Origin of the sequence: Rhodococcus sp. R1101 (assembly GCF_000278445.1) — a bacterium.
In the GTDB taxonomy this organism is placed as follows: Bacteria; Actinomycetota; Actinomycetes; order Mycobacteriales; family Mycobacteriaceae; genus Rhodococcus; species Rhodococcus gordoniae.
Genome location: NZ_AJVB01000214.1, coordinates 1 through 6,424 on the forward strand (window position 1 = coordinate 1; position 6,424 = coordinate 6,424).

Consider the following 6,424-nt stretch of genomic DNA (forward strand, 5'->3'; position numbering starts at 1 on the left):
GAGGGGGTGGACGAATGGCGATGGCAGTCGATGCCGCGGCCTCCCGTGCCCGGACGGTACTCGGCTCCCGTGCGGACGCCGAGGATCATGTCCGCAACAAAGCGTTCCGGCTGGGAGTCCCGAGACTGATCGGGGTCGAGCTCGAGTGGCTCACCGCCCGGGCCGACGGCACCGAGTCGCGTCCCGAACTCGCGACCCTCGTCGAGGCGCTCGGACCGCACGCCCCGCGCACGGTCGCGCCGTCGTCGTCCGCGCGACCCCTGCCGTCGGGCAGCACGGTCAGCGTCGAGCCGGGTGGCCAGGTGGAGTTGTCCAGCGTGCCGTGCACCTCGGCTCGGCAGGTGTGCGATCGGCTCACGGCCGACCTCCGCATGCTCCGGGCGCTGCTCGCCCGCCGGTCGGTGATCATGCTCGACCGCGCCGCCGACGAGGTGCGGCCTCCGCATCGTCTGCTGCGGACCCCGCGCTACGGGGCGATGGAACTCCGCTACGACCGCATCGGCCCGATGGGCCGGTTGATGATGAACAGCACTGCGTCGGTTCAGATCTCCGTCGACATGGGACGCGACGAGGTGGAGGTCGTGCGGCGCTGGGAGCTGCTGCACGCCATCGGCCCGGCCCTGATCGCGGCCTTCGCGTGCTCGCCCCGGCTGCGGGGCGTTCCGGAAGGCGACTGGGTGTCGCAGCGGATGCGCACGTGGCTCGAACTCGATCCCGACCTCACCCACGTCCCCCACCCCGGCGACTACCCCGCGTGGGTTCTCGACGCGCCGCTGACCTGTGTGCGCTCGGATCAGCCCGAGTGGTACGCACCGCCCGGCGCGACCTTCGCGGCGTGGCTCGCGGGCGACCTCGACGCCGACATCCGTCGCCGGCCCACCGTCGACGACCTCGACTACCACATGACGACGCTGTTCCCGCCCGTTCGTCCGTGCGGCCATCTCGAGGTGCGCTACCTCGATGCCCAGCCGGCCGACTCGTGGCAGGTGCCCGTCGCAGCCCTCGAAGCGTTGCTCTCCGCTCCGGAGGTCTCCGCGGAGGCGTGTGCGATCGTCGCTCCGGTGCGCGACCGGTGGGCCGAGGCGGCCCGAGTCGGTCTCCGTTCGCTCGAATTGCGTGCTGCCGCAGCGAGCCTGCTCTCACTCGCGGCGGAGTCCTCGCGCGACATGCGGTTCACCGCGGCGCTCGACGCGGCCGCGGCGCGGTGCCTGCGCGGGCTGGCGCCGGGCGAGGAGGTGCGGTGACCCCTGCTCGTGCTGCGCTCAGGCGTCACCTCGAGCGGGCGCGTGCCCGCACCGAGGCGCTCACCTCCGTGCCGGAACACGATCTCACCGCACAACATTCACCGTTGATGAGCCCACTCGTGTGGGATCTGGCGCACATCGCCAACCAGGAGGAGTTCTGGCTCGTGCGGGCCGCGGGCGGGCGGCCACCCGTGCGCGGCGACATCGACGATCTCTACGACGCGTTCCGGCATCCCCGCGCGACCCGCACGGAGCTGCCGCTGCTCGACCCCGACGGGGCCCGTCGCTATGCGCGTGCCGTCCGCGATCTCACCTGGGACGTGTTCGAGCACAGTGCCTTCGACGACGAGCTGACCCGCGACGGTTTCGTCTTCGCGATGGTCGCACAACACGAACAGCAGCACGGCGAGACGATGCTCGCGACCCATCAACTGCGGCAGGGCTCTCCGTTGCTCGACGCTCCGGAGGCGCCGCGCACCGGAAGCGTTCCCGACGCCGCGCGGATCCGGATTCCGGCCGGTGCATTCGAGATGGGCACGTCCACCGATCCGTGGGCCCTCGACAACGAGCGGCCGGCCCACGTCGTCGACGTGCCGGAGTTCGAACTCGACGCGGTGCCCGTCACCAATCGGCGTTATCTCGAGTTCGTCGACGACGGCGGTTACGCGCGGCGCGAACTGTGGAGCGAGGTGGGCCGGCGGCATCGCCGCGACGCCGGACTCGAGGCTCCGCAGTTCTGGAGTCGCGACGAAACAGGTTGGAAAAGAACGGTGTTCGGTAGAACGGTGCCGCTGCATCCGGACGAACCCGTCGTTCACGTGTGTTTCCACGAAGCCGAGGCGTTCGCCCGCTGGGCCGGCGGACGTCTGCCGACCGAGGCCGAATGGGAGAAGGCGGCACGCTGGGATCCGGCCACCGGTCGCAGCCGTCGATTCCCGTGGGGCGACGATGATCCCGGTCCCGAACACGCCAATCTCGGTCAGCGCCACCTCGGTCCGGCCGTGGCAGGTGCCTATCCGCGTGGGGCGTCACCGCTCGGAGTGCACCAGCTGATCGGCGACGTGTGGGAGTGGACGTCCACACCGTTCACCGGGTATCCGGGCTTCCGCGCATTCCCGTACCACGAGTACTCGGAGGTCTTCTTCGGTGAGGGCCACCGGGTGCTGCGCGGAGGATCGTTCGGCACCGACGAAGTCGCGTGCCGCGGAACCTTCCGCAATTGGGATCTCCCCGTCCGCCGTCAGATCTTCGCCGGGTTGCGCGTCGCATACGGGACGGGCGATGTGTAGACATCTGGCGTACATCGGACCGGAGACGAATGTCGCCGCACTGCTGTCGACCGGGACGAATTCGCTGCTCCGCCAGTCCTGGGCACCCACCGACATGCGTGGGGGAGGAACGATCAACGCCGACGGATTCGGTGTCGGGTGGTGGAGTGCGGAGGGCGTCTTCGGACGGTACCGGTCGGCCTCGCCGATCTGGTCCGACTCCTTCCTCCGTGAAGGGCTCGGCTCGGTGCGCTCGCGCACGATCGTCGCCGCGACCCGCTCGGCCACCGAGGGGATGCCGGTCGAACGGTCGGCGGCGGCGCCTTTCTCCGACGACCGGTGGGCCTTCGGCCTCAACGGTGTGGTCCGGGGCTGGCCGGGTTCGCTCGTCACCCTTGCCGGTGCGCTGCCCGTCGCCGACCTGCTGCGGCTCGAATCCCCTACCGACGCCGCCACGCTGTGGCTGCTGCTGCAGTCGCGGTTGCGCTGCGCAGACCCGGAACCGGCATTGATCTCGCTCACCCACGACGTGCTGTCGCTCGCACCGGATTCGCGGTTGAACATGTTGCTGTGCAACGAGTCCGGGATCTGGGCCACGGCCTGGTACCACTCGCTGTGGACGTTCGTCGACGAGCAGACCGCGATCGTGGCGTCCGAACCGTTCGACGACGACAGTCGCTGGAAACCCGTACCCGACCGGCATCTCGTCGCAGCGGTGCCGGGCAAGCTCATCGTCTCACCACTGGAGGTCGGCTCACCGTGATCGTCGACGTACATCTGCGCCCCGAGGACCTCGATGCCAAACTGCGCGAGGACGCACGGCGCGGACTCACGTCCGATCCCAAGTACCTGTCGCCCACCTGGCTGTACGACGCGCGGGGAAGCCGACTGTTCGAGAAGATCATGCGGCTGCCCGAGTACTACCCGACGCGCACCGAGTTCGCCCTGCTGCGACAGCACGCCGCCGATTTCGCCGAGTCCGCCCGTCCCGAGATGCTCGTCGAACTCGGCTCCGGTTCGTCCGAGAAGACATACGTGCTGCTCGATGCCCTCGGACCGTACCTCCACACCTATGTACCGCAGGACGTCTCCGAGCCGGCGCTGCGTTCGGCCGTCACCAGATTGACGGCGGAGTATCCGAACCTGACGGTGCACGGCGTCGTCGGCGACTTCACCGATTCGCTCGCGCATCTTCCTGCCGGTGGCACGCGCGCGATCGCGTTCCTCGGCGGCACCATCGGCAACCTCGTCCCGAGCGAACGCGCCCAGTTCCTCGCCGGCACGGCCGCGATCCTCCGTCCCGGCGAATGGCTGCTCCTCGGGGCGGGACTCGTCATCGACCGCGACACTCTGCTCGCCGCCTACGACGACGCGGCCGGAGTGACGGCGGAGTTCGATCGGAACGTCCTGCGCGTGCTCAACGACCGGTTGGGCGCCGACTTCGACCCGGAGCGGTTCGTGCACCGTGCCGTCTGGGACGCCGAGAACGAGTGGATCGAGATGCGGCTCGAGGCGACCGAGGCGATGGACGTCCGGATCCCGGGCCTCGACCTGGAGATCTCCCTCACGGAAGGCGAACAGATCCGGACGGAGATCTCCGCGAAGTTCCGGCTCGCCGGTCTCGCACAGGAACTCGCCGATGCGGGATTCGTCGTCCGGCACGAATGGGTCGACCCCGACGGACGGTTCGTCCTGCTCGGCGCCTCCCGGCAGTAATCTCCCGAGAACTCCCGCAGTTCGGCCGCCCGGGAGGATTCGACACCTGCCGAGCCGGCACGGGAGGCTGGAAGACATGACGTCCTCTCGTCCCGTGCTGACGACCCCGGTCCTGTTGCTCATGGCCGTGGCGACCGGTCTGTGCGTGGGCGGCAACTACTTCAACCAGCCGCTTCTCGACTCCATCGCCGAGGCGCTGGACACCTCCCGGTCGGCTGCGGCCTCCACGGTGACGGTCGCGCAGGTCGCCTATGCTCTCGGCCTGTTGTTCCTCGTCCCGCTCGGCGACATGTTCCCGCAGCGGCGACTGGCCGTGATGCTCGTGCTGGCCGCGGCCGCGGGACAGGGTCTGAGCGGATTCGCGCCGAACATCGGGGTGCTCGTCGTGGGCACCGCGATCGCCGGTCTGTTCTCGGTCGCGGCGCAGGTGCTGGTGCCGTTCGCGGCGACCCTCGCCACCCCCGAATCGCGTGGGCGCGCGGTCGGCACCGTGATGAGCGGGCTGCTCGTCGGGATCCTCGTGGCCCGGAGTGTCGCAGGCATCCTCGCCGAACTCGGCGACAGCTGGACGACGGTCTACCGGGTGAGCGCGGTGGCCATGGTGATCGTGGCCCTCGCGTTGTGGCGGGTGCTTCCGGCGACACCGCCGGCGGTCCGGCAGGGCTACGGCAGCACTCTGCGATCGCTCGGGACGTTGATCGTCCGGCACCCCCGCCTGCGGACCCGGACGATTCTCGGGGGACTGGGCTTCGCATCGGTGGGCGCGCTGTTCTCGACGATGGCGTTCCTGTTGTCCGACCCGCCGTTCGGCCTCGACGACCTGCAGATCGGTCTCGTGGGCCTGGCCGGGGCGGCCGGTGCGGTCGCGGCAACCGTCGCGGGACGGCTCGTCGACCGCGGGTACGGACCGCAGACGACTGCCGTGGGCGTGGTCACGCTGGTCGCGTCGTGGGCTGCACTCGCCGCGGGCGGGAGCTCACTGGTGTGGTTCGTCGTGGGGATGCTCGTCGTCGACCTCGCGTTGAATCTCGTGCAGATCACGAATCAGAACATCGTGTACGCCCTCGACCCCGACGCTCGCTCCCGCGTGAACTCCGTCTACATGACGGGCTATTTCGTCGGGGCCGCATCGGGATCGGCGCTCGGCACGGCGGCGTGGTCGGTCGGTGGGTGGCCCGCGGTGTGTGTGCTCGGCGTCGGTCTGGCGGTGCTCGCGGGCGTAGTGTGGGCGCTCGACCTGCGGCTCGCGGCCCGGATGCGGGCGACTTCGTCTACAACGACCGGCGGACCGGCAGCAGCCTGAGGTCGCGCGCCCGGCCGATCGCCTCCACCCGGGTGTGGACCCCGAGCTTGCGATAGATGCTGCGCAGCTGGGTCTTGATCGTGTTGCGCGAGACGAACAGCTTCTTCGCGATGTCGGCGTGGGTCGATCCCAGCGCCAGCAGTTCGAGAACGTCCGTTTCTCGCGGGGACAATTCGACGTGGGTCACAGGCTCGGTGAAGACCGACCCGACGGGCCCGCCCGGAACCGGAAGACTCGACAGGGCAACCAGACGTTCGGTGACATCGCCGGGGAGGGTCGTGAACGCACGGCGGTTGCCGAGGGACTCGGCCAGGGCGCAGGCCCGCCGCCAGTTCCTCGCGGCGCCGTTCTCGTCGCCGAGGTCGAGGTGGGCGCCGGCGGCGACGAGCAACGATTCGAGATGGGCGCGCGGATATCCGCATTCCGTCCACGGGACGCGCTTGAGTTTCTTCAACGCGGCCTCGGGATGACCGGTGAACAGTTCGGCCCGTCCCGCCGCCACCACGCACATCGGATGGTCTGCCGACTGCTCGGCAGCGAGGGCACGCGCCAGGTTGCCGTTTCCGAGCGCCAGATGCAGATCGATCTCGGCGGCGCCGAGCATTCTGCGACAGAAGGCTCCGTGTCCGTACAGGTCGTGGTGCGACGCGATCAACCGGTGCAATCCGGTGAGCCCGTCGTAGGCATTACCCGTGGCCAGGTCGTAGGAGGCACGCGCGTAGGCGACGAATCCCCAGAGTTCTTCCGAGACGCGGGGCGACACCCAATGTGCCGAGATATCCGGCAGCCTCGTCGAGATCCAGCGCGTCCAGATGAACGAGCGCGGAGGCCACCCGGCCGCTCACCTTGACCATCTCCCCCCAGCGACCTTCGGTCTGCTCGGCGCGCCTCTC

7 protein-coding genes are annotated in these 6,424 nt (G+C 69.5%); 5 read left to right on the plus strand and 2 right to left on the minus strand.

Features of this window, described 5'->3' with window-relative positions; all coding sequences use genetic code 11:
- Window positions 1-14: 14 nt before the first annotated feature.
- The 5 genes from egtA to R1101_RS0113980 all read left to right on the plus strand — a co-directional run bounded on the left by egtA (window position 15) and on the right by R1101_RS0113980 (window position 5,531).
- A complete protein-coding gene (gene egtA / locus R1101_RS0113960) occupies window positions 15-1,244 on the plus strand; it encodes an ergothioneine biosynthesis glutamate--cysteine ligase EgtA (RefSeq protein ID WP_016934030.1) in 1,230 nt (409 codons plus the stop codon).
- Window positions 1,241-2,533, plus strand: coding sequence for an ergothioneine biosynthesis protein EgtB (gene egtB, locus R1101_RS0113965; protein WP_026003262.1), 1,293 nt, complete (start codon window positions 1,241-1,243; stop codon window positions 2,531-2,533). Before egtA ends, egtB begins: the two co-directional genes overlap by 4 nt.
- Entirely contained in the window at window positions 2,526-3,275 is a 750-nt protein-coding gene (gene egtC / locus R1101_RS0113970; RefSeq protein ID WP_016934032.1) for an ergothioneine biosynthesis protein EgtC, read from the plus strand. The genes egtB and egtC overlap by 8 nt, the downstream gene beginning before the upstream one ends.
- Window positions 3,272-4,228: an L-histidine N(alpha)-methyltransferase gene (gene egtD, locus R1101_RS0113975; RefSeq protein ID WP_016934033.1), complete on the plus strand. Its 957-nt coding sequence runs from the start codon at window positions 3,272-3,274 to the stop codon at window positions 4,226-4,228. The genes egtC and egtD overlap by 4 nt, the downstream gene beginning before the upstream one ends.
- Before the next feature lie 76 nt (window positions 4,229-4,304).
- A complete protein-coding gene (locus R1101_RS0113980) occupies window positions 4,305-5,531 on the plus strand; it encodes an MFS transporter (protein ID WP_016934034.1) in 1,227 nt (408 codons plus the stop codon).
- On the opposite strand, the gene R1101_RS0113985 is transcribed toward R1101_RS0113980, so the two are convergent.
- Together R1101_RS0113985 and R1101_RS31015 are read right to left on the minus strand one after the other, a co-directional pair.
- Window positions 5,500-6,294: a helix-turn-helix transcriptional regulator gene (locus R1101_RS0113985; RefSeq protein WP_016934035.1), complete on the minus strand. Its 795-nt coding sequence runs from the start codon at window positions 6,292-6,294 to the stop codon at window positions 5,500-5,502. The genes R1101_RS0113980 and R1101_RS0113985 overlap by 32 nt on opposite strands.
- A partial coding sequence (locus R1101_RS31015) for a hypothetical protein (RefSeq protein ID WP_232284752.1) occupies window positions 6,218-6,424 on the minus strand: 207 nt, incomplete at its 5' end. The genes R1101_RS0113985 and R1101_RS31015, both read right to left, overlap by 77 nt.

Excerpts from the sequence above, each read along its gene's own strand:
- egtC (WP_016934032.1), top strand. The coding sequence starts at position 2,526 with ATGTGTAGACATCTGGCGTACATCGGACCGGAGACGAATGTCGCCGCA.
- R1101_RS0113980 (WP_016934034.1), top strand. The coding sequence starts at position 4,305 with ATGACGTCCTCTCGTCCCGTGCTGACGACCCCGGTCCTGTTGCTCATG.
- egtA (WP_016934030.1), top strand. The coding sequence starts at position 15 with ATGGCGATGGCAGTCGATGCCGCGGCCTCCCGTGCCCGGACGGTACTC.